We start from the raw sequence: 24469 nt of genomic DNA, 5'->3' as shown, positions 1-24469 counted from the left end.
CCTGCGCTCAGCCGTGCGCCGCGGCCAGGTGTTTCGCCAGCCGGCCGGAGGCGAACTCCGTGCCGCAGACGAAGCGCATCACCGGGCCGTAGGACGCGGCGGCCGGAAGACCGGTGAAGTAGAGGCCGGGGACCGAGGAGACATGGCCGGCGCCGAGTTTCGGGGCACCGCGGCTGACGGCGAGCCGGGTGCGCAGTTCGTGGCCGAGGAAGTCCATCGCCGCGATGTCGACGCGGTAGCCGGTGGCCGCGATGACGTGGTCGGCGGCCAGCTGGCTGGTGGCGCCGGCGTGGGTGCGGACCGTGAGGACCGGGGCGCCGTCGGGGGCGTCCACGCCGAGCACGCTCTCGACCTCCTCGACCCGCACCTTGTCCTGGAAGCGGTCGCGCAGCCACCAGGCGCCGAGCGGGCCGAGGACGCGGCGGACCAGGTAGTGGCGGACCTGGGCCGGGAAATAGCGGTAGGGGTGGGGGTAGTAGCTGAGCGCCCACAGGGACCAGGCGCGGCCGAAGGGGGACTCGGGGCGCAGCCTCGGCTGGTTCCACGGCGGGGCGCCGAAGGCCACCCTGCCCCGGCCGCGCGAGACCACCTGGACCTGCGCGCCCGCCTCCGCGGCCAGCGCCGCCGTCTCCAGCGCGGACTGTCCGGCGCCGACGACGATCAGCTCCTTGCCGGAGAACCGGGTGAGGTCGTGGTGCTGGGAGCTGTGGGACACCGGGCCCGTGGCCGAGGGTCCGTCCGCCGCGGCGCCGGCCAGTTCCACCGGGAGGTGGGCCAGGCCGGACAGGCCCGTCGCGACGACGACCGCGCGGGCGGCGAACAACTCGCCGGAGTCCAGCTTGAGTTCGAATCCGCCGCCGGTGCGGCGGTCCACCGAGACGACCCGCACCCGTTCCAGGTCGGGCAGCAGCTTCTGCTGGAACCACTCGCCGTAGGCGATGAAGGTCTCCACGGAGATCAGGTCCTCGTCCGTCACCAGGCGGCGGACGCCGGCCGCGTCGCAGTAGTCGGCGAGGGTGTGCCCGGGCTGCGGTGCGTCGATGGTGGAGGCCGCCGGGGTCGACTTCAGGATCATGCCCGCGGGCATGTGGTCGCGCCAGCTCACCATGGGATCGCCGAAGACACGTACCGGAATGCCGCGCCCTCGCAGGTGCGCGGCGGTGGACAGGCCGAAGGGTCCGGCGCCGATGACTGCTACCGGTTCGATCACGAAGTCCCTCCCCAGGACGGATGTGCCTACTTCGTGGAGGTACTGCTGCCGCGGCGGTTGGTGCGCCACAGCTGATACAGATGCTTCGCGCCCGGTCGCACGAAGCGCGCCAGCATCGTGAGGAACGGCAGCGGGTCGTCACCCGCCAGCCAGGCCAGCTCCGTCCCGCTCGCCCGGGCCGGCGCGTGCGGCGTCGTATAGCCGCTGCGGCGGTAGGCGAGGAGGGCGGGGAGGTCGATGTTCTCCACGACGTACCGGTGGCCGGCCCGCTGTTCCCCCTCCGGAACGGTCCGTCCGGTCAGATCCAGATGCATGGCGCGTACGACGTCCACCGCCGACTCGTTCTCGAAGAGCCGGAACTGGGCGCCCACGCGCGGGTTGAAGTCGAGGAGTTTGTACCGGCCGTCGCGGCGGTCGAAGCGCAGGTCGAGGTCGACGATGCCGCTGAAGCCGATCTGTTTGACGAAACGCGCGGCGAGGTCCGCGAGTTCCGGGTTGTCGACGACGTACGCGTTCGCCGTCATCCCCGCGTGCGGCGGCCACGAGCGCACCTTGACGCCCGTGAACATGGCGAGCGGGGTGGAGTCCGCGCCGAAGTAGGCGTGGACGATCCAGTCCTCGGCCTGCTCCCTCGGCAGGTACTCCTGCAGGATGACGCCGGGCTGCTCGCCCCAGTCGCGGGCGAGGGTGAGCAGTCCCTCGCGGGTGGCGATCCTCGTGGTCCCGTTGACGGCGGGCTGTTTCCGCCGCACGAACGCCTCCCGGTTCTTGGCCACGACCGGGAAGCAGGCCTTCTCGGCGAAGGCGGCGATGTCGTCGTACGACTGCGGGAAGGCCGAGGTCGGACTCGGGATGCCGTGTTCCACGCAGAGCTCGTGCAGCCCCTGCTTGCTGGCCAGACGGCGCGGCAGGCCCGGCTCCAATCGCGGGAAGAGGAACCGGGTCCCCAGCGCGTCCTGGTGCTCGGCGATCAGGACGGCGGCCTCTTCATCGGTAGGGACGAGGACGGTGGGGCGGCCGATGCGGCGGCCGATCCGGAGCAGCCCCTCGACGAGGTACTCCGGCTCCTCGGCCCCGCTCGTCGGCCACACGAACGCGCGTTTGAGATAGCGGGAGGAGGCCGCGGGTGTGTAGCGGTCCTCCGTGATCGCGCACATGGGGACGCCCAGACGGCCCAGGCTGCGGATCGCTCCGACGCCACCGTGGTGCAGCGGGTAGTCGCCGAACTTCACGATCAGGCCCGGCACATCACGGTCGGCCGCGAAAGGCACACTGACGGCATTTCCGGCCACGGGTCCCCCCACGTGTCCCCCCACGGACCGGACTCACCCCGGCCGTGTCCCCCAAAGGACGCTAAGCCGGAATTAGACCCTCCGACAAGGCCTATTCGGACATTGCGAACTCTTTAGACACTGCCCAAGACACGCAACTCGGCCGTAACGTGTGGCGCGACCACATGGAATGTTGGGCCGTGCACGGCTCGGATGAGAGTGAGGCAGTACCCCATGCCCCCCTTCGATGTTCCCGAGGGCGACCCCTTCGGGCCGCACAACCTTCCCTATGGCGTGTTCTCGCTCCCCGGCTCACCGGAGCGGAGGGTCGGCGTCCGGCTCGGCGACCACGTGCTCGACGCGGGCGCCGCGGCCGCCGCGCTCGGCTCGCCGTACGCCTCCCTGCTCGCCCGCCCCACCCTCAACCCGCTGTTGGCGGCGGGCCGCACGGCCTGGTCGGACGTGCGGCGGGCGCTGACCGCGTGGGTCACGGTGCCCTCGCACCGCGAGACGATCGAGCCGTTGTTCCACCCCCTGGCCTCAGTGACCCTGCACCTGCCGTTCGAGGTCGCCGACTACGTCGACTTCTACGCCTCCGAGAACCACGCCCGGAACGTGGGCCAGATCTTCCGCCCGGACGCCGAGGACTCGCTGACCCCCAACTGGAAGCACCTGCCGATCGGTTACCACGGCCGCTCGGGCACGATCGTGGTCTCGGACACGGAGGTCGTACGGCCGTCCGGGCAGCGCAAGGGCCCCGGCGACCCGGCACCCGTGTTCGGCCCGTCCGTCCGGCTGGACATCGAGGCCGAGGTCGGCTTCGTGGTCGGCGTGCCGTCCGAGATGGGCACGCCGGTGGCGCTGGGCGACTTCCGGGAGCACGTGTTCGGGCTGTGCCTGCTGAACGACTGGTCGGCGCGGGACGTCCAGGCCTGGGAGTACGTCCCCCTCGGCCCGTTCCTCGGCAAGTCCTTCGCCACGTCCGTGTCGGCGTGGATCACCCCGCTGGAGGCACTGGAGGAGGCGCGGGTGACACCGCCGGAGCGGACCCACGCGCTGCTGCCGTACCTGGACGACACCGGCTCCGGCGTCGAGCCCGGCGGGTACGACCTGCGGATCTCCGTCGCGATCAACGGTCACGTCGTGTCCGAGCCGCCGTTCTCCACCATGTACTGGACCGCCGCGCAGCAGCTCGCGCACATGACCGTGAACGGGGCCTCGCTGCGCACCGGGGACCTGTACGGGTCGGGGACCGTGAGCGGGCCGACCGAGCGCGAGCGCGGTTCGCTGCTGGAGCTGACCTGGAACGGGCGGGACCCCCTCGAACTGCCGGACGGGAAGCGGGCGTTCCTGGAGGACGGCGACGTGGTGACGCTGTCCGCGTGGGCGCCGGGGCCGGACGGGGCCCGGGTCGGACTGGGCGAGGTGACCGGGCGGATCGTGGCCGGCTGACCCGGCGCTCGTGACAAGCACCGGCCACTTGTAGCAAGCAGTTGACACAAGTCCGCCGGGGACCGCATCTTGTACTCACTGCTTGATACAAGCGGTGAGTACAAGATGCTTCTTTGTCCGGGGGTTTGTCATGGATGCGCACGATTCACCTTCACTTCTGCCTTCGACGGCGTCCCGCGCGCCCCTCGACCGGTACGCCCGCTGGGGCGGCCTGCTGGTCGGGGCACTCGCGGCGCGCGTGCTGTCCCCGCTCGACGACGGGGACGGGATCCTGTACGCCATTCCGGCGTTCGGGCTGTGCGCGGTGGCCGGAGTGCTGGTCGGGGACGCGCTGACCGCCCCGGCCCGGGGCGCCGTCCGCACGGCCGGCCTCACACCGCGCCGGGTCCGTGACTACGTACCGCCCCGGATGACCTGGCTGTTGATCGCGCTCGCGGGTGCGCTGGTGGTGCTGCTGGGCGTGGCCGCCGCGGTGGCCTCGCCGGACGACCTCGGACGGGCGGGCCGCTCCCTCACCCTGACCTGCCGAGGCGTGACCCAGTCGTACGGCCCCTGGCCCGGGCTGCACTACGGCCTGCCGATGCTCGCCTCCCTCGCCGTCGCCACCGGCGCCTGCGGCTTGTCCCTGCGGCGGATCGCCACCCGGCCCGGCGACGACGCGTCCCGCCGCGACCGCGCCCTCGCGATCGTCGCGGCCTGGGGGCTCGTGGTCTCGTCCTCCCTGCTGGGGGCGGCCTCGACGGCGTCCGGCGCACTGCTGAACATGACCTGCGACGGGACGGTGGGGACCGTGGCCAACGCGGTGCTGTGGCCGCTGGCCCTGGTCGCGCTGGTCACCGTGCCGTGGACGCTCTTCACCGTGTGCTCGCCCCGGGCCACCTGGTGGCAGCGCGCGGTCCGCCGTTCCGAGCGGCGCGCCCCCCAGGGAGACCGCCAGGGAGCCCGCCGGTGAGCGGCCCTGCCGTGCGGGTCGACACGGACAGCCCCGTCCCGCCGTACGAGCAGATCCGCGCCCAGCTCGCGGCACTGATCACCACCGGGCGCCTGCCGGAGGGCGAGCGTCTGCCGACGGTACGGCAGCTGGCGTCGGACCTGGGCCTGGCCGCGGGCACGGTCGCCCGGGCCTACCGCGAGCTGGAATCGGCCTCCCTGATCCGCACCCGGCGCGGCGCGGGCACGCGGGTGGCTCCCCTGCCGACTCCGGTACGGCGCCCGGATCCGGCCGAACTGACGGCACTGGCACAACGGTTCGTGACGGAGGCGCGGGCGCTGGGGGCGGACGCGGGGGAGGTGCTGGGGGCGGTGCGCCAGGTGTTGGAGGAGTAACCAGGTGTTGGAGGAGTCGGGGGAGTAGGAGGAGTCAGGGGAGTAATCGGAGGAACAAGGGGAGGGCGGGGGCGGACCCGAGGGGCGGGATGGAGCGGCCGGTGCGATCGGGAAAGCGCGAGGGATCGGCGGAGCGGCGGTGGAGCGGATGCGGATGTGGAGCCGGTTCTCCGCCGATTCCTGACTCCCGCGGCCCGACACCGTCATACTGACGGGACACAGCACCACGAGCCGCAGAACCCGGTGGACGACCGCCGCAGCACCGCACGCGCGACTGGGCGGCGCACCACCCGCCGTAGCACCACCGCACCACCCCCGTGCACCTCGCATGTCCCGCACACCCCCGCATGTCCCGCACGTCCCGCACCAAAGAGCGCCCCTCCCCCACCTCCGACCAGGAACCGGAGCCCCCGGCATGACCGTCTGCCTGCTCCTGCTGAGCGTCGTCGCTCTGTTGGCCGCCGTCCCGGCGCCGCGTGCGCTGACCCGGGCCGTGTGGCCCGAGCGGGAACCCGTGGTCGGGCTGTGGGTGTGGCAGTGCCTGGTCGCCACCGTGCTGCTGTGCTGCCTGGCCGCGCTGGTCCTGGGCGCCGCGGCCGTCTTCCACACCGTGCGCGACCATGTCTTCGCCCCGGCGCCGCCCGCCGTCACCGCCGCCTACGACCTCTCCGCCGCGCCGGTCTGGGCCGTCGCCCTGACCGTGCTGCTGGCCGGCGGCGCCGCGTGGACGACGGCGATGCTCGCCCGTGAGCTCGCCGAGGCGCGCCGCCGCCGCGGACAGACCCGCGCGCACCTGCGCGAACGCGCCCCCGACCTGCCCGCGGGCCTGCCTGCCGCGCGCGGTCCCATGCTGGTGCTGGAGGACGAGTACCCGGACGCCTGGTGGATGCCGGGCCACCCGCCGCAGCTGGTCGTGACCACCGGTGCGCTGCACCGCCTGACCGAACTCCAGCTGGACGCCGTCCTCACCCACGAGCGCGGTCACGCCCGCGCCCACCACGACTGGCTGCTGCACCTCTCCACGGCGTTGGCCACGGGCTTCCCGCGCATCCCCCTCTTCGCCCACTTCTGCGACCAGACCCACCGGCTGGTCGAACTGGCCGCCGACGACGAGGCCTCCCGCCGCTGCGGTCACCTCACGACCGCCCTGGCGCTGATCGAGCTGAACCAGCACCGCGGAGTCCTCTCCTGCGCCTCAAGCCGCCGCCTGCTCGGCGAACGCGTCGACCGCCTCCTGGAGCCCCCGCCGAGGCTGCTGCGCAGGCAGCGCGCCCTGACGACGACGGTGGCCGCGCTGGTCCCGCTCCTGCCGCTGCTGATCACCTTCGCCCCGGGGCTGACGGCGCTGTCCTGACCCCCCGGGGGCGGGGTGCCGCCCCCGTGAGCGAGCGGGCTATATCCAGTCGTCGGGCTCCGGCTCCGCGTCCAGCTCGGGCCAGTCGTCGTCCGGAGCCTGGGCGCCCGCCGGGGCCGGGGCGGCCGCGTTCGGTGCCTGGGCGGCCGTGTCCTGGGTCGGGGCGTCCAGGGAGTTCAGCACCCCCAGCACGCCCTCGCCGTACGTCGCCAGCTTCTTCTCGCCGACCCCGCTGATCGTGCCCAGTTCCCGCACCGACCCGGGCCACGTCGTGACGATCTCCCGGAGCGTGGCGTCGTGGAAGATGACGTACGCCGGGACGCCCTGCTCGCGGGCCTGTTCGGCGCGCCAGGCGCGCAGCGCCTCGAAGGCGGGGAGCAGGGCGTCGGGCAGCTCGGCCGCGGCGGCCTTGGGCTTGCGCTCGCCCCGGCCGGACGAGCCGGAGGAGGACGACGCCGCCCGAGCCGGCTTCTTCGGCTCCTTGCGCAGCGGCACCTCCCGGTCCCGCCGCAGCACCGCGCCGCTCGCCTCGGTGAGCACCAGCGTGCCGTACTCCCCCTCGACCGCGAGCAGCCCCTGTGCCAGCAACTGCCGGACGACGCCCCGCCATTCGCCCTCGGCCAGGTCCTCGCCGATACCGAACACGGACAGCTGGTCGTGGTCGAACTGGATCACCTTCGCGGTGCGCTTGCCGAGCAGGATGTCCACGATCTGCACCGCGCCGAACTTCTGGCCGCGCTCCCGCTGCAGCCGCACCACCGTCGACAGCACCTTCTGCGCGGCGATCGTGCCGTCCCACGTCTCGGGCGGTGTGAGACAGGTGTCGCAGTTGCCGCAGCCCGCCGCGTCCGGGTCCTGGCCGAAGTAGGCGAGCAGCTGGCCGCGGCGGCACTGGGCGGTCTCGCACAGCGCCAGCATCGAGTCCAGGTGCGCGGCGGCCCGGCGGCGGAACGCCTCGTCGCCCTCGCCGGACTGGATCAGCTTGCGCTGCTGTATGACGTCGTTGAGGCCGTACGCCATCCAGGCCGTGGAGGCCAGCCCGTCGCGGCCCGCGCGGCCCGTCTCCTGGTAGTAGCCCTCGATCGACTTCGGCAGGTCGAGGTGGGCGACGAACCGCACGTCCGGCTTGTCGATGCCCATCCCGAAGGCGATCGTGGCCACCACGACCAGGCCCTCCTCACGCAGGAACCGGGACTGGTGCGCCGCGCGCGTGCCCGCGTCCAGGCCGGCGTGATAGGGCACCGCCTCGATGCCGTTGCGGCTCAGGAACTCGGCTGTCTTCTCCACCGAGTTCCGCGAGAGGCAGTACACGATGCCCGCGTCGCCCGCGTGCTCCTCGCGCAGGAAGGCGAGCAGCTGCTTCTTGGGGTCGGCCTTGGGCACGACCCGGTACTGGATGTTGGGCCGGTCGAAGCTCGCCTCGAAGTGGCGGGCGGTCGGCATGTGCAGCCGCTGCGTGATCTCCTGGTGCGTCGCCCGGGTGGCCGTCGCCGTGAGCGCGATCCGAGGGACGTCCGGCCAGCGCTCGCCCAGCAGGGACAGGGCCAGGTAGTCGGGGCGGAAGTCGTGGCCCCACTGGGAGACGCAGTGCGCCTCGTCGATCGCGAAGACGGCGACCTTGCCGCGGGACAGCAGGTCCAGCGTGGAGTCCAGGCGCAGCCGCTCGGGCGCCAGGTACAGCAGGTCCAGCTCGCCCGCCAGGAACTCCGCCTCGACGACGCGCCGCTCGTCGAAGTCCTGGGTGGAGTTGATGAACCCGGCGTTCACGCCGAGTGCCCGCAGCGCGTCGACCTGGTCCTGCATCAGCGCGATGAGCGGGGAGACCACGACTCCCGTACCGGGTCTGACCAGGGCCGGGATCTGGTAGCACAGCGACTTTCCGCCGCCGGTCGGCATGAGGACGACGGCGTCTCCGCCCGCGACCACGTGCTCGATGATCGCTTGCTGCTCACCGCGGAAGGCCTCGTACCCGAAGACCCGGTGCAGTGTGGCCAGCGCCTCGCTCTCGGTCGCCCCTGGCATCTCGCTGATCCCGCCCGTCCCACCCATCGTCGTGTCCCCCGTACGTCGTCCCTCGACCACTGCGTCCACGATAGGGCTCCGCACCGACAGCGCCGGAGTTATCCACAGGGAGAGCTCGTTTCCTGCCGTAATCGGTCACCGGCATTCAGTGACCGACGAGAGCGGTCCGGCATGCCACTGCCCGGCACCCCTCACTGAGGTGCCGGGCAGCAACGCATCGGCGTGTGTTCGTCAGCGCACGAACACGCTCGCCTGATTCGCCAGGTCCAGGAAGTACTGCGGGGCCACGCCGAGTACCAGCGTCACCGCCACGCCGACGCCGATCGCCGCCATGGTGAGCGGTGACGGTACGGCGACCGTCGGTCCCTCCGGACGGGGCTCGCTGAAGAACATCAGCACGATCACGCGGATGTAGAAGAACGCCGCGATCGCCGAGGAGATCACACCGATCACCACCAGCGGAGCCGCGCCGCCTTCCGCCGCCGCCTTGAACACCGCGAACTTCCCGGCGAACCCGGAGGTCAGCGGAATGCCCGCGAAGGCCAGCAGGAACACCGCGAACACGGCCGCGACCAGCGGCGAGCGGCGGCCGAGACCCGCCCACTTGGACAGGTGCGTCGCCTCACCGCCGGCGTCGCGCACCAGGGTGACCACCGCGAAGGCGCCGATCGTCACGAAGGAGTACGCGGCCAGGTAGAAGAGGACGGAGGACACGCCGTCCTTCGAGGTCGCGATGACACCCGCGAGGATGAAGCCCGCGTGCGCGATCGACGAGTACGCCAGCAGCCGCTTGATGTCGGTCTGCGTGATCGCGACGATCGCGCCGCCCAGCATCGTGAGGACCGCGACCGCCCACATGACCGGCCGCCAGTCCCAGCGCAGGCCGGGCAGGACGACGTACAGCAGGCGGAGCAGCGCGCCGAACGCCGCCACCTTGGTGGCCGCCGCCATGAAGCCGGTGACCGGAGTCGGCGCGCCCTGGTAGACGTCGGGCGTCCACATGTGGAACGGCACCGCGCCGACCTTGAACAGCAGGCCCATCACCACCAGCGCGGTGCCGACGAGCAGCAGCGCGTCGTTGCCCATGGTGTTCGCCAGCGCCGGGTCGACGTTGGTCACCGAACCGTCGACGACCTGCGCGATCGTGCCGTACGAGACCGAGCCCGCGTACCCGTACAGCAGCGCGATGCCGAACAGCGTGAACGCGGAGGCGAACGCGCCGAGCAGGAAGTACTTGACCGCGGCCTCCTGCGACATCAGCCGCTTGCGGCGGGCCAGCGCGCACAGCAGGTACAGCGGCAGGGAGAAGACCTCCAGGGCCACGAAGAGGGTCAGCAGGTCGTCGGCCGAGGGGAAGACCAGCATGCCCGCGATCGCGAAGAGCAGCAGCGGGAAGACCTCGGTGGTGGTGAATCCGGCCTTGACCGCGGCCTTCTCACCCTCACTGCCCGGCACGGACGCGGCCTGCGCCGCGAACGAGTCGACCCGGTTGCCGTGCGCCTCCGGGTCCAGGCGCCGCTCGGCGAAGGTGAACAGGGCGACCAGGCCGGCCAGCAGGATCGTGCCCTGCAGGAACAGCGACGGCCCGTCGACCGCGATCGCGCCCATCGCCGCGATGTGCGCCTTCGTCGTGCCGTAGCCGTCGGCCGCGAGGGCGACGACCGCGGCGAAGGCGGCGCAGAGCGCGACGACGGACACGAACACCTGGGCGTAGTAGCGGGACCTGCGCGGCACGAACGCCTCGACCAGTACGCCGACGACCGCCGCGCCGACGATGATCAGTGTCGGCGACAATTGTCCGTATTCGATCTTCGGTGCCGGGATCTTCGAGATCGGCTCGGCCGCGGTTGTCCACAGGCTGTGGACGGCTGTTGCGCTCACTTGGCCGCCTCCACCGAGGGCTTGGGGTCGGTCTTGTGTACGTCGGACATGGTCTGCTTGACCGCGGGGTTGACGATGTCCGTGACGGGCTTCGGGTAGACGCCCAGGAAGATCAGCAGAACGACCAGCGGGGCGACGACGACGAGCTCCCGCGCCCTGAGGTCGGGCATCGCGGACACCTCCGGCTTCACCGGGCCCGTCATCGTCCGTTGGTAGAGGACGAGGGTGTAGAGCGCGGCGAGCACGATGCCGAAGGTGGCGATGATGCCGATCGCCGGGTAGCGCGTGAACGTGCCGACCAGGACCAGGAACTCGCTCACGAACGGCGCGAGTCCGGGCAGGGAGAGCGTCGCCAGACCGCCGATCAGGAAGGTGCCGGCGAGCATCGGGGCGACCTTCTGGACACCGCCGTAGTCCGCGATGAGCCGCGAACCGCGCCGGGAGATCAGGAAGCCCGCCACCAGCATCAGCGCGGCAGTGGAGATGCCGTGGTTGACCATGTAGAGCGTCGCGCCGGACTGGCCCTGGGCGGTCATCGCGAAGATGCCCATGATGATGAAGCCGAAGTGCGAGATCGACGCGTACGCCACCAGCCGCTTGATGTCGCGCTGGCCGACGGCGAGCAGCGCGCCGTAGACGATGCTGATGAGCGCCAGGACGAGGATGGCGGGCGTCGCCCACTTGCTGGCCTCCGGGAAGAGCTGGAGGCAGAAGCGGAGCATCGCGAAGGTGCCCACCTTGTCGACGACCGCGGTGATGAGGACGGCGACCGGAGCGGTGGCCTCCCCCATCGCGTTGGGCAGCCAGGTGTGCAGCGGCCACAGGGGCGCCTTCACCGCGAAGGCGAAGAAGAAGCCCAGGAACAGCCAGCGCTCGGTGTTCGTCGCCATGTCCAGCGAGCCGTTGGCCCGTGCCTGCGCGATCTCCTGGAGGCTGAAGTTCCCGGCGACCACGTAGAGGCCGATCACCGCGGCCAGCATGATCAGACCGCCGACCAGGTTGTAGAGCAGGAACTTCACCGCGGCGTACGACCGCTGCGTCGACGCCACCTCCTCGCCGTGCTCGTGGGCACGGTCCCCGAAGCCGCCGATGAGGAAGTACATCGGGATCAGCATGGCTTCGAAGAAGATGTAGAAGAGGAAGACGTCGGTGGCCTCGAAGGAGATGATCACCATCGCCTCGACGGCCAGGATCAGGGCGAAGAAGCCCTGTGTCGGCCGCCAGCGGCGGCTGCCCGTCTCCAGCGGGTCGGCGTCGTGCCAGCCCGCGAGGACGATGAACGGCATCAGCAGGGCGGTCAGCGCGACGAGGGCGACCGCGATGCCGTCCACGCCCAGTTCGTAGCGGACCCCGAACGCCTTGATCCAGGCGTGGGATTCGGTGAGCTGGTAGCGGGCGCCGTCCGGGTCGAAGCGGACCAGGACGACGATCGCCAGGGCCAGCGTGGCGAGGGAGACCAGCAGCGCCAGCCATTTGGCGGCGGTGCGTCGCGAGGCCGGTACGGCGGCCGTGGCGACGGCCCCGACGGCCGGGAGCACCGCGGTCGCTGTCAGCAGAGGAAAGGACATCGGTATCAGACCGCCCTCATCAGCAGGGTCGCGGCGACCAGGAGTGCCGCACCGCCGAACATCGAGACCGCGTAGGAGCGAGCGAAGCCGTTCTGCAGCTTGCGCAGCCGACCGGAGAGGCCGCCGAAGGTGGCCGCCGTGCCGTTGACGACCCCGTCGACCAGGGTGTGGTCGACGTAGACCAGGGAGCGCGTGAGGTGTTCTCCGCCGCGGACGAGGACGACGTGGTTGAAGTCGTCCTGGAGCAGGTCGCGGCGGGCGGCCCGGGTGAGCAGCGACCCGCGCGGGGCGACGGCCGGGACGGGCTTGCGGCCGTACTGCGCGTACGCGAGGCCGACGCCGATGAGCAGGCACACCATGGTCGCGCCGGTGACCGTCCCGGCACTGAGCGGCGAGTCGCCCTCACTGTGCCCGGTGACCGGCTCCAGCCAGTCCAGGAAGCGGTCGCCGAAGCTGAACAGGCCGCCCGCGAAGACCGAGCCGAAGGCCAGCACGATCATCGGGATCGTCATGACCTTGGGCGACTCGTGCGGGTGCGGCTCGTTGCCGTTCTCGTCCGGCTGCCAGCGCTTCTCGCCGAAGAACGTCATCAGCATCACGCGCGTCATGTAGAACGCGGTGATGGCGGCGCCCAGCAGGGCCGCGCCGCCGAGGATCCAGCCCTCGGTGCCGCCCTTGGCGAAGGCCGCCTCGATGATCTTGTCCTTGGAGAAGAAGCCGGACAGGCCCGGGAAGCCGATGATGGCGAGGTAGCCGAGGCCGAACGTGATGAACGTGATCGGCATGTACGTGCGCAGGCCGCCGTACCTGCGCATGTCGACCTCGTCGTTCATGCCGTGCATGACCGAACCGGCACCGAGGAACAGCCCGGCCTTGAAGAAGCCGTGCGTCACCAGGTGCATGATCGCGAAGACGTAGCCGATGGGGCCGAGGCCCGCCGCCAGCACCATGTAGCCGATCTGCGACATGGTCGAGCCGGCCAGCGCCTTCTTGATGTCGTCCTTCGCGCAACCGACGATCGCACCGAACAGCAGCGTGACCGCGCCGACCACGGTGACGGCCAGCTGCGCGTCGGGGGCGGCGTTGAAGATCGCGGAGGAGCGGACGATCAGGTAGACGCCCGCGGTCACCATCGTCGCGGCGTGGATGAGGGCCGAGACCGGGGTCGGGCCCTCCATCGCGTCCCCGAGCCAGGACTGCAGCGGCACCTGGGCGGACTTGCCGCAGGCGGCGAGCAACAGCATCAGGCCGATGGCGGTGAGCTTGCCCTCGGAGGTGTCGCCGACGTGGCTGAACACCGGCCCGAAGGCGAAGGACCCGAACGTCGTGAACATCAGCATGATCGCGATGGACAGGCCCATGTCGCCGACGCGGTTGACGATGAAGGCCTTCTTCGCGGCCGTCGCGGCGCTGGGCTTGTGCTGCCAGAAGCCGATCAGCAGGTACGAGGCGAGACCGACGCCCTCCCAGCCGACGTACAGCAGCAGGTAGTTGTCGGCGAGGACGAGCAGCAGCATCGCCGCGAGGAACAGGTTCAGATAGCCGAAGAAGCGGCGGCGCCGCTCGTCGTGCTCCATGTACCCGACCGAGTAGAGGTGGATCAGCGAGCCCACGCCGGTGATCAGCAGGACGAACGTCATCGACAGCTGGTCGAGGCGGAAGGTGACGTCGGCCTGGAAGCTGCCGACCGAGATCCACGTCCACAGGTGCTGGGTCAGGGTGCGGTGTTCGGCGTCCTTGCCGAGCAGGTCGGCGAAGAGGATCACGCCGAACACGAAGGACGTGGTCGACAGGAGCGTGCCGATCCAGTGACCGACGCCGTCCAGGCGCCGGCCGCCGACCAGCAGGACGGCCGCTCCGAGCAGGGGCGCCGCGATCAGCAGCGCAATCAGGTTCTCCACGATTCAGCGACCCCTCACAGCTTCATCAGGCTGGCGTCGTCGACCGAGGCCGAGTGGCGGGTACGGAACAGCGACACGATGATCGCGAGCCCGACCACGACCTCCGCGGCGGCGACGACCATCGTGAAGAAGGCGATGATCTGGCCGTCGAGATTGCCGTGCATCCGGGAGAAGACGACGAACGCGAGGTTGCAGGCGTTGAGCATCAGCTCGATGCACATGAACACGACGATCGCGTTGCGTCTGATCAGCACACCTGTGGCGCCGATCGTGAACAACAGGGCCGACAGATAGAGGTAGTTGACGGGGTTCACTTCGACGCCTCCTCGGCCCGCTTGAGGTTGGCCGGCTCGATCTCGGTCCGCTCCAGCCGCTCCTCGGCGCGCTGTTCCAGGGCCCGCAGGTCGTTGAGCGCCTCCGTCGACACGTCACGGACCTGGCCGCGCTCGCGCAGCGTCTTGCTGACCGTGAGCTCGGACGGGGTGCCGTCGGGCAGCAGGCCCGCGATGTCCACGGCGTTGTGCCGGGCGTACACACCGGGCGCGGGCAGCGGCGGCACGTTCTTGCCCTCGCGCACCCGCTGCTCGGCCAGCTCGCGCTGTGTCCTGGCCCGCTCGGTGCGCTCGCGGTGGGTGAGCACCATGGCGCCGACGGCCGCCGTGATGAGCAGGGCGCCGGTGATTTCGAAGGCGAAGACGTACTTGGTGAAGATGAGGGCCGCGAGGCCCTCCACATTGCCGTTCGCGTTCGCCTTGCCGGTGCCGGCGAACTCCTTCAGGGAGGCGTTCGCGATGCCGGCGAACAGCAGGACGCCGAAGCCGACCCCGCACAGCAGGGCCAGCCAGCGCTGGCCCGCGATGGTCTCCTTCAGCGAGTCCGCGGCCGTGACACCGACGAGCATCACCACGAACAGGAACAGCATCATGATCGCGCCGGTGTAGACGACGATCTGCACGATGCCCAGGAAGTAGGCGCCGTTGGCGAGGTAGAACACCGCCAGGATGATCATGGTCCCGGCGAGGCAGAGCGCGCTGTGCACGGCCTTCCTCATGAAGACGGTGCACAAGGCGCCGATCACCGCGACCGTACCGAGGACCCAGAACTGGAAGGCCTCTCCGGTGGAGGTCGTGTAGGCGGCGAGCTGCGGGCTCATGCGTCGGCCCCCTGTTCCTCGGGCTTCTCTCCCTTGGAGAGGGCGACCTGGCGGACCGTACCGGGCGCGGCCTCGGTGACGAGTCCCCGGTAGTAGTCCTGCTCGTCCATCCCCGGGAAGATCGCGTGGGGTGTGTCGACCATGCCCTCTTCCAGACCGGCGAGCAGTTGCTCCTTGGTGTAGATGAGGTTGGCGCGGCTGGAGTCGGCCAGCTCGAACTCGTTGGTCATCGTGAGCGCGCGCGTGGGGCACGCCTCGATGCACAGGCCGCACAGGATGCAGCGGGCGTAGTTGATCTGGTAGACGCGGCCGTACCGCTCGCCGGGCGAGTAGCGCTCCTCGTCCGTGTTGTCGGCGCCCTCCACATAGATGGCGTCGGCGGGGCAGGCCCAGGCGCACAGCTCACAGCCGACGCACTTCTCCAGGCCGTCCGGATGGCGGTTGAGCTGGTGCCGTCCGTGGAACCGGGGAGCCGTGGTCTTCTTCTGCTCCGGGTACTGCTCGGTCAGCCGCTTCTTGAACATGGCCTTGAAGGTCACGCCGAAGCCGGCCACGGGGTTCTGGAAACCGGGCTTCGTCTGCCCGGCCTCCTGGGGCTCCTCAGCCATCGGACGCCTCCTTTCCATCCGAAGATCCGTCACTGACAGTGTCCGACCCAGCACTGACAATCAGCTCCCGCTGGCGGCGCGAGTGGCGCCTCGGCACCGGCGGCAACTCCTGTCCGGGCAGCGGCGGTACGGGGAAGCCGCCGGCCATCGGATCGAAGCCGGCCGGCTCGGCGGCGGCCGGCTCGGCCGGCTTGGCCTTGTCGCGGAACATGTCGACGACGAAGGACAGGAGCAGCAGGGCCAGGACACCGCCGCCGACGTAGAGGGCGATGTCGGCGAAGTCGTAGTTCTCGTTCCTGAGGGTCCGCACGGTCGCGACGAGCATCAGCCAGGCCACGGAGACCGGGATGAGGACCTTCCAGCCGAGCTTCATCAGCTGGTCGTAGCGGACGCGCGGGAGCGTGCCGCGCAGCCAGATGAAGAAGAACAGCAGCAGCTGAACCTTGACCACGAACCAGAGCAGCGGCCACCAGCCGTGGTTGGCGCCTGCCCAGAAGCCGCTGATCGGCCACGGTGCCCGCCAGCCGCCCAGGAAGAGCGTGGTCGACACGGCCGACACCGTCACCATGTTCACGTACTCGGCGAGCATGAACATCGCGAACTTGATCGAGGAGTACTCGGTGTTGAAGCCGCCGACCAGGTCGCCCTCGGACTCCGGCATGTCGAAGGGGGCGCGGTTGGTCTCGCCGACCATGGTGACGATGTAGAGGATGAAGGAGACCGGCAGGAGCAGGATGTACCAGCGGTGTTCCTGCTGCGCGACGATCGTCGACGTCGACATCGACCCCGAGTAGAGGAACACGGAGGCGAAGGAAGCGCCCATGGCGATCTCGTACGAGATCATCTGCGCGCAGGAGCGCAGGCCGCCGAGCAGCGGGTAGGTGGATCCGGAACTCCAACCCGCGAGCACGATGCCGTAGATGCCGACCGAGGCGACCGCGAGGATGTAGAGCATCGCGATCGGCAGGTCGGTGAGCTGCATCGCGGTGCGGTGGCCGAAGATCGAGATCTCGTCGTCGGCGGGCCCGAAGGGGATCACCGCGATCGCCATGAAGGCCGGGATGGCCGCGACGATCGGCGCGAGGACGTACACCACCTTGTCCGCGCGCTTGACGATGATGTCTTCCTTGAGCATCAGCTTGATGCCGTCGGCGAGCGACTGGAGCATGCCCCAGGGGCCGTGCCGGTTCGGGCCGATGCGCAGCTGCATCCAGGCGACGACCTTGCGCTCCCAGACGATCGAGAACAGCACCGTCACCATCAGGAAGGCGAAGCAGAACACCGCCTTGATGACGACCAGCCACCAGGGGTCGGTGCCGAACATCGAGAGGTCTTCAGCGGCGAGGTACGGGCTCATGCCTCCACCTCCTTGGGGGCCTCACCGGCGTGTGCCGCCGGGCCGATGCGGACGAGGGAGCCGGGCCGCGACCCGGTGTCGGAGGCGACGCCGCCGCCGACGGAGTTCAGCGGGAGCCACACCACGCGGTCGGGCATCTCGGTGATGCGCAGCGGGAGTTCGACCGTTCCGGCAGGGCCGGTCACGGCGATGAGGTCGCCGTCCGCCACGTCCGCCTCGGCGGCGGTGGCGGCCGACACGCGCGCGTGTGCCGCGTGCCGGGTTCCGGCGAGCGCCTCGTCGCCCTCCTGGAGGGCGCCCTGGTCGAGCAGCAGCCGGTGTCCGGCGAGCACGGCCTCCCCGGCGGCAGGCCGGGGCGGCACACCGGAGGTCTCCAGCGGATCGGTGGCCCGCGGACCGTCCCAGGCGCCCAGCCGGTCGAGCTCCGCGCGCGCGGTGCGCAGATCCGGCAGACCCAGGTGGATGTCCATCGCGTCGGCCACCATCTGCAGCACGCGCGCGTCGGTCGGCGACACGCGGCGGGTCATCTGGTCGGGCTTGAGCGCGGCCTCGAAGAAGCGGACCCGGCCTTCCCAGTTGAGGAAGGTGCCCGCCTTCTCGGCGACCGCGGCGACCGGCAGGACGACATCGGCGAGCTCGGTGATCTCGCCCGGCCGCTGTTCCAGCGACACCAGGAAGCCGACCTCGCGCAGTGCCTCACGCGCGCGTGCCGGGTCGGGCAGGTCGGCGACCTCCACACCGGCGATCAGCAGCGCCTGGAGCTCACCGCTCGTGGCGGCCTCGACGATCTGGTCGGTGTCGCGGCCATAGCGGACCGGGAGTTCGGCCACGCCCCAGACCGAGGCGACCTCCTCGCGCGCGCGGGGATCGGTGGCCGGGCGGCCGCCCGGCAGCAGCGAGGGCAGCGCCCCCGCCTCGATCGCGCCGCGCTCCCCGGCCCGGCGCGGGATCCACACCAGCTGGGCGCCGGTCGCGGTGGCGGCCCGTACGGCGGCGGTGAGGCCACCGGCGACCGCGGCCAGCCGCTCGCCGACGACGATCACCGCGCCTTCGGCGCGCAGCGCCTCGGCCGCCTGCCCTCCGCCCTCCTCCAGGCCGACGCCGCTCGCGAGGGCGTCGAGCCACTCGGGCTCGGTGCCGGGAGCGGCCGGCAGCAGCGTGCCGCCCGCCTTCTCCAGGCCGCGGGTGGCGTGCGTGGCCAGCGAGAACACCCGCTGCTTGTGCTTGCGCCAGGCCTTGCGGAGCCGCAGGAAGACGCCGGGCGCCTCCTCCTCGGACTCGAACCCGACCAGCAGGACGGCGGGCGCCTTCTCCAGGGAGGTGTACGTGACGCCCGTACCGTCGAGGTCCCGGCCGTGTCCGGCGACCCGGGCGGCCAGGAAGTCGGCCTCCTCGCCACTGTGCACGCGCGCGCGGAAGTCGATGTCGTTCGTGCCGAGGGCCACGCGCGCGAACTTGCTGTAGGCGTAGGCGTCCTCGATCGTCAGACGGCCGCCGGTGAGGACACCGGTCCTGCCGCGCGAGGCGAGCAGTCCCTGCGCGGCGATCTGCAGCGCCTCCGGCCAGGAAGCCGGTTCGAGCTCACCCTCGGCGTTGCGCACCAGGGGCGTCTCCAGCCGGTCCTTCAGCTGCGCGTACCGGAACCCGAAGCGCCCCTTGTCGCAGATCCACTCCTCGTTGACCTCGGGGTCGTTGGCGGCGAGCCGGCGCATCACCTTGCCGCGCCGTTGGTCCGTGCGCGTCGCGCAGCCGCCGGAGCAGTGTTCGCAGACCGAGGGCGAGGACACCAGGTCGAAGGGACGGGAACGGAAACGGTACGCCGCCGAGGTCAGCGCGCCGACCGGGCAGATCTGGATGGTGTTCCCGGAGAAGTACGACTCGAAGGGGTCGCCCTCGCCGGTGCCGACCTGCTGGAGCGCGCCCCGCTCCAGCAGCTCGATCATCGGGTCGCCCGCGACCTGGTTGGAGAAGCGGGTGCAGCGGGCGCACAGCACGCAGCGCTCACGGTCGAGCAGCACCTGCGTGGAGATCGGGACGGGCTTCTCGTACGTCCGCTTGCGGCCCTCGAAGCGGGATTCGGCGTTGCCGTGCGACATGGCCTGGTTCTGCAGCGGGCACTCGCCACCCTTGTCGCAGACCGGGCAGTCCAGCGGGTGGTTGATGAGGAGCAGCTCCATCACACCGTGCTGGGCCTTCTCGGCGACCGGGGAGGTGAGTTGAGTCTTCACCACCATCCCGTCCGTACAGGTGATCGTGCAGGACGCCATGGGCTTGCGCTGGCCCTCGACCTCGACGATGCACTGGCGGCAGGCGCCGACCGGGTCGAGGAGGGGGTGGTCGCAGAAGCGGGGGATCTCGATGCCGAGCTGTTCGGCGGCCCGGATGACCAGGGTGCCCTTGGGCACGCTGATCTCCACGCCGTCGATCGTCAGCGTGATCAGGTCCTCCGGCGGGACCGCCGTCTCTCCCCCTCCGGAGGGAGCGCTGGTGGTCACGGTCATGCGTTCACCTCCGGGCGGTCGGCCCAGGCCGTCGACTTTGCCGGGTCGAAGGGGCAGCCCCGGCCCGTGATGTGCTGCTCGTACTCCTCGCGGAAGTACTTGAGCGAGGAGAAGATCGGCGAGGCGGCGCCGTCGCCGAGGGCGCAGAAGGACTTGCCGTTGATGTTGTCGGCGATGTCGTTGAGCTTGTCGAGGTCGGCCATGGCGCCCTTGCCGGCCTCGATGTCACGCAGCAACTGGACGAGCCAGTAGGTACCTTCGCGGCAGGGCGTGCACTTGCCGCAGGACTCGTGGGCGTAGAACTCGGTCCAACGGGTCACGGCGCGTACGACGCAGGTGGTCTCGTCGAAGCACTGCAGGGCTTTCGTGCCCAGCATGGAACCCGCGGCACCCACTCCTTCGTAATCAAGAGGGACGTCGAGGTGCTCGTCGGTGAACATCGGCGTGGAGGAACCGCCCGGCGTCCAGAACTTGAGGCGATGCCCGGGTCGCATGCCGCCGCTCATGTCGAGGAGTTGGCGGAGCGTGATGCCGAGCGGCGCCTCGTACTGGCCGGGGCTGGCGACGTGGCCGCTGAGCGAGTAGAGCGTGAAGCCGGGAGACTTCTCGCTTCCCATCGTCCTGAACCATTCCTTGCCGTTTTGCAGGATGGCGGGAACCGACGCGATCGACTCGACGTTGTTCACAACAGTCGGGCAGGCATAGAGCCCTTCGACAGCAGGGAAGGGGGGACGGAGCCGCGGTTGACCACGGCGGCCTTCGAGCGAGTCGAGCAGTGCGGTCTCCTCACCGCAGATGTACGCGCCGGCGCCGGCGTGCACGGTGAGCTGGAGGTCGAGTCCGCTGCCCAGGATGTTCTCGCCGAGGTAGCCCGCCGCGTGGGCCTCGCGCACGGCCTCGTGCAACCGCCGCAGAACGGGGACGACTTCACCACGCAGATAGATGAAGGCATGCGACGACCTGATGGCATAGCACGCGATCACAATGCCCTCGATGAGGCTGTGCGGGTTCGCGAAGAGGAGCGGGATGTCCTTGCAGGTTCCCGGCTCCGACTCGTCGGCGTTGACAACTAGATAGTGCGGTTTCCCATCACCCTGCGGAATGAACTGCCATTTCATTCCGGTCGGGAATCCCGCGCCGCCGCGCCCGCGCAGACCGGAGTCCTTGACGTACGCGATCAGGTCGTCCGGCGACATGGCGAGCGCCTTGCGCAGCCCCTCGTACCCCTCGTGCCTCCGGTAGACGTCCAGCGTCCAGGACCTGTCCTCGTCCCAGAAGGCCGACAGCACGGGTGCGAGCAGCTTCTCCGGGCTCGTGTCCTTGAGTTCGGCTGCCACCGTCATCACTCCCCCTCCTCCGCAGTAGGCCCTGCCGGGTGGGCTGGGTCGGACGCCGATGTCTCCTGCGGCGCGTCATGGGAACTGAGATGCTCGGTCGGCGACGGCTCGTGCACCCTGTCCTGCGGTCCCTCATGGGGGCCCCCGCGCGGATGCACCACGCGCGCGGGTGCGGTCTCTCCCCTCGCCAGGCGAAGACCCACCAGCGAAGCGGGTCCCGCGCTGCCGCTCTCCTCGACGGCCCCGGGCCGCTCGTCGGGGAAGCCCGCCAGGATCCGGGCGGTCTCCTTGAAGGTGCACAGCCGTGCCCCGCGCGTGGGCTCCACGGAGCGTCCGGCGCGCAGGTCGTCGACCAGACGCTTGGCGCTCGCCGGGTTCTGGTTGTCGAAGAACTCCCAGTTGACCATCACGACCGGCGCGTAGTCGCAGGCCGCGTTGCACTCGATGTGCTCCAGGGTGACCTTGCCGTCGTCGGTGGTCTCGCCGTTGCCGACGCCCAGGTGCTCCTGGAGCTCCTCGAAGATCGCGTCGCCACCCATCACCGCGCACAGTGTGTTGGTGCAGACGCCCACCTGGTAGTCACCGGAGGGCTTGCGCCGGTACATGGTGTAGAAGGTGGCGACCGCGGTGACCTCGGCCGTGGTCAGGTCCAGCATGTCCGCGCAGAACCGCATCCCGGTGCGCGTGACGTGGCCCTCCTCCGACTGCACGAGGTGCAGCAACGGCAGCAGGGCCGAGCGGGAGTCCGGGTAGCGCGCGATGATCTCGCGCGCGTCCGTCTCCAGCCGGGTTCGGACGTCGTCCGGGTAGCCGGGCGCGGGCAGCTCGGGCATGCCCAGGCTGACGCCCTGCTCCGAAGAACTGGTGGTCACCGGTCGACGCCTCCCATCACGGGGTCGATGGACGCGACGGCGACGATGACGTCGGCGACCTGGCCGCCCTCGCACATCGCCGCCATGGCCTGCAGGTTGGTGAAGGACGGGTCACGGAAGTGGACCCGGAAGGGGCGGGTGCCGCCGTCGGAGACGGCGTGCACCCCGAGTTCGCCCTTGGGCGACTCGACGGCCGCGTACGCCTGTCCCGGCGGGACGCGGAAGCCTTCGGTGACCAGCTTGAAGTGGTGGATCAGGGCCTCCATGGAGGTGCCCATGATCTTCTTGATGTGGTCGAGGGAGTTGCCCAATCCGTCCGGTCCCAGGGCGAGCTGGGCGGGCCAGGCGATCTTCTTGTCGGCGACCATGACCGGGCCGGGCTGGAGCCGGTCCAGGCACTGCTCGACGATCCTGAGCGACTGGCGCATCTCCTCCAGGCGGATCAGGAAGCGGCCGTAGGAGTCGCAGCTGTCGGCGGTCGGGACGTCGAAGTCGTACGTCTCGTAGTCGCAGTACGGCTGTGCCTTGCGCAGGTCGTGCGGCAGGCCGGTGGAGCGCAGGATCGGGCCGGTGGCACCGAGGGCCATGCAGCCGGCCAGGTCGAGATAGCCGATGTCCTGCATGCGGGCCTTGAAGATGGGGTTCCCGGTGGCGAGCTTGTCGTACTCCGGGAGGTTCTTCTTCATCTTCTTCACGAACTCGCGGATCTGGTCCACCGCGCCGGGCGGCAGGTCCTGGGCGAGTCCGCCGGGCCGGATGTACGCGTGGTTCATCCTGAGGCCCGTGATGAGCTCGTAGATGTCGAGAATCATTTCACGATCACGGAATCCGTAGATCATGATCGTGGTGGCGCCGAGCTCCATGCCTCCGGTGGCGATGCACACCAGGTGGGAGGACATCCGGTTCAGCTCCATCAGGAGCACCCGGATGATCTTTGCGCGCTCGGTGATGTCGTCCTCGATGCCGAGGAGCTTCTCGACGGCGAGACAGTAGGCGGTCTCGTTGAAGAAGGACGTCAGGTAGTCCATGCGCGTCACGAACGTGGTGCCCTGCGTCCACGTCCGGTATTCGAGGTTCTTCTCGATACCGGTGTGGAGGTAGCCGATGCCGCAGCGGGCCTCGGTGACCGTCTCGCCGTCGATCTCCAGGATCAGCCGGAGCACTCCGTGGGTGGACGGGTGCTGAGGACCCATGTTGACGACGATGCGCTCGTCGTCGGCGCGGGTCGCGGACTGGACGACCTCGTCCCAGTCGCCACCGGTGACCGTATATACGGTGCCCTCGGTGGTCTCGCGGGCCGAGGCGGCCGCGGCTGCTGACTGCGTGCTGCTCACGAGTACGACCTCCGCTGGTCCGGAGCCGGAATCTGGGCGCCCTTGTACTCGACGGGGATGCCGCCGAGGGGGTAGTCCTTGCGCTGCGGATGGCCCTGCCAGTCGTCCGGCATCATGATCCGCGTCAGGGCCGGGTGACCGTCGAAGACGATCCCGAAGAAGTCGTAGGTCTCGCGCTCGTGCCAGTCGTTCGTCGGATAGACCGAGACCAGCGACGGGATGTGCGGGTCGCTGTCGGGGGCGCTGACTTCGAGGCGGATCAGCCGGTTGTGGGTGATCGAGCGCAGGTGGTAGACGGCATGCAGCTCGCGTCCCTTGTCGTGGAGATAGTGGACGCCGCTGACGCCGGTGCAGAGCTCGAAGCGCAGGGCGGGGTCGTCGCGCAGGGTCTGGGCGACGCGCAGCAGGTGCTCGCGCTCGATGTGGAAGGTGAGCTCGCCGCGGTCGACGACCGTCTTCTGAACGGCGTTCTCGGGGAGGAGTCCCTGCTCCTCCAGGGCGCCCTCCAGCTCGTCGGCGACCTCGTCGAACCAGCCGCCGTAGGGGCGGTTCGCCGGTCCCGGGAGTCGGACCGAGCGGACCAGGCCGCCGTAGCCGGAGGTGTCGCCGCCGTTGTTGGCGCCGAACATGCCGCGCTGGACGCGGATCTCCTCGCCGCCCTGGCCGCGCTGGCCGGGGAGGTTGGAGGCGGAGAGGTCCTTCTCGGGGTTCACCCCGTTCGAGGACCCGTTCGCGCCGTTGGTGCCGTTCGCGTCGCTCACCGCAGCAGCCCCTTCATCTCGATGGTGGGCAGGGCCTTGAGCGCCGCCTCCTCCGCCTCGCGGGCCGCCTCCTGGGCGTTCACGCCGAGCTTGGAGGTCTGGATCTTCTGGTGGAGCTTGAGGATGGCGTCCATCAGCATCTCGGGCCGGGGCGGGCAGCCGGGGAGATAGATGTCGACCGGGACGATGTGGTCGACGCCCTGGACGATCGCGTAGTTGTTGAACATGCCGCCCGAGGAGGCGCAGACGCCCATGGAGATCACCCACTTCGGGTTGGGCATCTGGTCGTAGACCTGCCTCAGCACCGGCGCCATCTTCTGGCTCACCCGACCCGCGACGATCATCAGGTCCGCCTGCCGCGGCGAGCCGCGGAAGACCTCCATGCCGAAGCGCGCCAGGTCGTAACGGCCGGCGCCGGTCGTCATCATCTCGATGGCGCAGCAGGCGAGGCCGAACGTCGCAGGGAAGACGGACGCCTTGCGCACCCAGCCCGCGGCCTGCTCGACGGTGGTCAGCAGGAATCCGCTCGGCAGCTTTTCTTCGAGTCCCATGTCCTTAGGC

At 70.2% G+C, this 24469-nt stretch carries 20 protein-coding genes; 4 read left to right on the top strand and 16 right to left on the bottom strand.

Annotation, left to right across the window (positions count from 1 at the left end; all coding sequences use genetic code 11):
• Positions 1–7: 7 nt before the first annotated feature.
• Positions 8–1210: an FAD-dependent oxidoreductase gene (locus tag ACWGKT_RS23840; protein ID WP_453275275.1), complete on the bottom strand. Its 1203-nt coding sequence runs from the start codon at positions 1208–1210 to the stop codon at positions 8–10.
• 26 nt (positions 1211–1236) lie between these two features.
• Positions 1237–2481, bottom strand: coding sequence for a carboxylate--amine ligase (locus tag ACWGKT_RS23835; RefSeq protein ID WP_356144149.1), 1245 nt, complete (start codon positions 2479–2481; stop codon positions 1237–1239).
• A gap of 234 nt (positions 2482–2715) precedes the next feature.
• Between ACWGKT_RS23835 and fahA the strand changes: the two genes are divergently transcribed.
• The 4 genes from fahA to ACWGKT_RS23815 all read left to right on the top strand — a co-directional run bounded on the left by fahA (position 2716) and on the right by ACWGKT_RS23815 (position 6613).
• Positions 2716–3933 carry a fumarylacetoacetase gene (gene fahA / locus ACWGKT_RS23830; protein ID WP_453275274.1) on the top strand — a complete coding sequence of 406 codons (1218 nt, stop codon included), beginning with the start codon at positions 2716–2718 and terminating at the stop codon, positions 3931–3933.
• 130 nt (positions 3934–4063) lie between these two features.
• The gene (locus ACWGKT_RS23825) at positions 4064–4885 is read left to right on the top strand and encodes a hypothetical protein (RefSeq protein ID WP_453275273.1); all 822 of its coding nucleotides are present in this window, start codon (positions 4064–4066) and stop codon (positions 4883–4885) included.
• Positions 4882–5259 carry a GntR family transcriptional regulator gene (locus ACWGKT_RS23820; RefSeq protein WP_453275272.1) on the top strand — a complete coding sequence of 126 codons (378 nt, stop codon included), beginning with the start codon at positions 4882–4884 and terminating at the stop codon, positions 5257–5259. Before ACWGKT_RS23825 ends, ACWGKT_RS23820 begins: the two co-directional genes overlap by 4 nt.
• Positions 5260–5674: 415 nt before the next feature.
• Positions 5675–6613 carry a M56 family metallopeptidase gene (locus ACWGKT_RS23815; protein ID WP_453275271.1) on the top strand — a complete coding sequence of 313 codons (939 nt, stop codon included), beginning with the start codon at positions 5675–5677 and terminating at the stop codon, positions 6611–6613.
• Between the two features lie 39 nt (positions 6614–6652).
• Here ACWGKT_RS23815 and recQ read toward each other — a convergent pair whose 3' ends face one another.
• From recQ to ACWGKT_RS23745, 14 genes are all read right to left on the bottom strand, one after another.
• Positions 6653–8662, bottom strand: coding sequence for a DNA helicase RecQ (gene recQ / locus ACWGKT_RS23810; protein WP_453275287.1), 2010 nt, complete (start codon positions 8660–8662; stop codon positions 6653–6655).
• A 204-nt stretch (positions 8663–8866) separates the two neighbouring features.
• Positions 8867–10516, bottom strand: coding sequence for an NADH-quinone oxidoreductase subunit NuoN (gene nuoN, locus ACWGKT_RS23805; RefSeq protein WP_453275270.1), 1650 nt, complete (start codon positions 10514–10516; stop codon positions 8867–8869).
• A complete protein-coding gene (locus ACWGKT_RS23800) occupies positions 10513–12084 on the bottom strand; it encodes an NADH-quinone oxidoreductase subunit M (protein WP_453275269.1) in 1572 nt (523 codons plus the stop codon). The genes nuoN and ACWGKT_RS23800 overlap by 4 nt, the downstream gene beginning before the upstream one ends.
• 5 nt (positions 12085–12089) lie before the next feature.
• On the bottom strand, positions 12090–13985 hold the full coding sequence (gene nuoL / locus ACWGKT_RS23795; protein WP_453275268.1) for an NADH-quinone oxidoreductase subunit L: 1896 nt from the start codon (positions 13983–13985) through the stop codon (positions 12090–12092).
• A 14-nt stretch (positions 13986–13999) separates the two neighbouring features.
• Positions 14000–14299 (bottom strand): NADH-quinone oxidoreductase subunit NuoK, encoded by a 300-nt coding sequence (gene nuoK, locus ACWGKT_RS23790; protein WP_066995480.1) that lies wholly within the window; start codon positions 14297–14299, stop codon positions 14000–14002.
• Positions 14296–15138: an NADH-quinone oxidoreductase subunit J gene (locus ACWGKT_RS23785; RefSeq protein ID WP_235456102.1), complete on the bottom strand. Its 843-nt coding sequence runs from the start codon at positions 15136–15138 to the stop codon at positions 14296–14298. Before ACWGKT_RS23785 ends, nuoK begins: the two co-directional genes overlap by 4 nt.
• On the bottom strand, positions 15135–15746 hold the full coding sequence (gene nuoI / locus ACWGKT_RS23780; protein WP_235456100.1) for an NADH-quinone oxidoreductase subunit NuoI: 612 nt from the start codon (positions 15744–15746) through the stop codon (positions 15135–15137). The genes ACWGKT_RS23785 and nuoI overlap by 4 nt, the downstream gene beginning before the upstream one ends.
• On the bottom strand, positions 15739–17103 hold the full coding sequence (gene nuoH / locus ACWGKT_RS23775) for an NADH-quinone oxidoreductase subunit NuoH (protein ID WP_453275267.1): 1365 nt from the start codon (positions 17101–17103) through the stop codon (positions 15739–15741). Before nuoH ends, nuoI begins: the two co-directional genes overlap by 8 nt.
• Positions 17100–19604, bottom strand: a complete 2505-nt coding sequence (locus ACWGKT_RS23770; RefSeq protein ID WP_453275266.1) for an NADH-quinone oxidoreductase subunit G — start codon at positions 19602–19604, stop codon at positions 17100–17102. Before ACWGKT_RS23770 ends, nuoH begins: the two co-directional genes overlap by 4 nt.
• Positions 19601–20950: an NADH-quinone oxidoreductase subunit NuoF gene (nuoF, locus tag ACWGKT_RS23765; RefSeq protein WP_453275265.1), complete on the bottom strand. Its 1350-nt coding sequence runs from the start codon at positions 20948–20950 to the stop codon at positions 19601–19603. Before nuoF ends, ACWGKT_RS23770 begins: the two co-directional genes overlap by 4 nt.
• Positions 20947–21813: an NADH-quinone oxidoreductase subunit NuoE gene (nuoE, locus tag ACWGKT_RS23760; protein WP_453275264.1), complete on the bottom strand. Its 867-nt coding sequence runs from the start codon at positions 21811–21813 to the stop codon at positions 20947–20949. Before nuoE ends, nuoF begins: the two co-directional genes overlap by 4 nt.
• On the bottom strand, positions 21810–23147 hold the full coding sequence (locus ACWGKT_RS23755) for an NADH-quinone oxidoreductase subunit D (protein ID WP_356144125.1): 1338 nt from the start codon (positions 23145–23147) through the stop codon (positions 21810–21812). Before ACWGKT_RS23755 ends, nuoE begins: the two co-directional genes overlap by 4 nt.
• Complete coding sequence (locus tag ACWGKT_RS23750) at positions 23144–23908, bottom strand: NADH-quinone oxidoreductase subunit C (RefSeq protein ID WP_453275263.1); 765 nt, start codon at positions 23906–23908, stop codon at positions 23144–23146. Before ACWGKT_RS23750 ends, ACWGKT_RS23755 begins: the two co-directional genes overlap by 4 nt.
• Complete coding sequence (locus ACWGKT_RS23745; protein WP_235456089.1) at positions 23905–24459, bottom strand: NuoB/complex I 20 kDa subunit family protein; 555 nt, start codon at positions 24457–24459, stop codon at positions 23905–23907. Before ACWGKT_RS23745 ends, ACWGKT_RS23750 begins: the two co-directional genes overlap by 4 nt.
• Positions 24460–24469 lie beyond the last annotated feature (10 nt).

It is taken from the genome of Streptomyces sp. NPDC054794 (genome assembly GCF_053611585.1).
The sequence above is the reverse complement of the archived record's forward strand: the minus strand, read 5'-3'. Positions and strand labels throughout refer to the sequence as shown.

What these genes read in the sequence shown, in the direction of transcription:
- fahA (WP_453275274.1), top strand. Translation starts at nt 2,716, where the DNA reads ATGCCCCCCTTCGATGTTCCCGAGGGCGACCCCTTCGGGCCGCACAAC.
- ACWGKT_RS23825 (WP_453275273.1), top strand. Translation starts at nt 4,064, where the DNA reads ATGGATGCGCACGATTCACCTTCACTTCTGCCTTCGACGGCGTCCCGC.
- ACWGKT_RS23815 (WP_453275271.1), top strand. Translation starts at nt 5,675, where the DNA reads ATGACCGTCTGCCTGCTCCTGCTGAGCGTCGTCGCTCTGTTGGCCGCC.
- recQ (WP_453275287.1), bottom strand. Translation starts at nt 8,662, where the DNA reads ATGGGTGGGACGGGCGGGATCAGCGAGATGCCAGGGGCGACCGAGAGC.
- ACWGKT_RS23800 (WP_453275269.1), bottom strand. Translation starts at nt 12,084, where the DNA reads ATGTCCTTTCCTCTGCTGACAGCGACCGCGGTGCTCCCGGCCGTCGGG.
- ACWGKT_RS23785 (WP_235456102.1), bottom strand. Translation starts at nt 15,138, where the DNA reads ATGAGCCCGCAGCTCGCCGCCTACACGACCTCCACCGGAGAGGCCTTC.
- nuoI (WP_235456100.1), bottom strand. Translation starts at nt 15,746, where the DNA reads ATGGCTGAGGAGCCCCAGGAGGCCGGGCAGACGAAGCCCGGTTTCCAG.
- nuoH (WP_453275267.1), bottom strand. Translation starts at nt 17,103, where the DNA reads ATGAGCCCGTACCTCGCCGCTGAAGACCTCTCGATGTTCGGCACCGAC.
- ACWGKT_RS23770 (WP_453275266.1), bottom strand. Translation starts at nt 19,604, where the DNA reads ATGACCGTGACCACCAGCGCTCCCTCCGGAGGGGGAGAGACGGCGGTC.
- ACWGKT_RS23745 (WP_235456089.1), bottom strand. Translation starts at nt 24,459, where the DNA reads ATGGGACTCGAAGAAAAGCTGCCGAGCGGATTCCTGCTGACCACCGTC.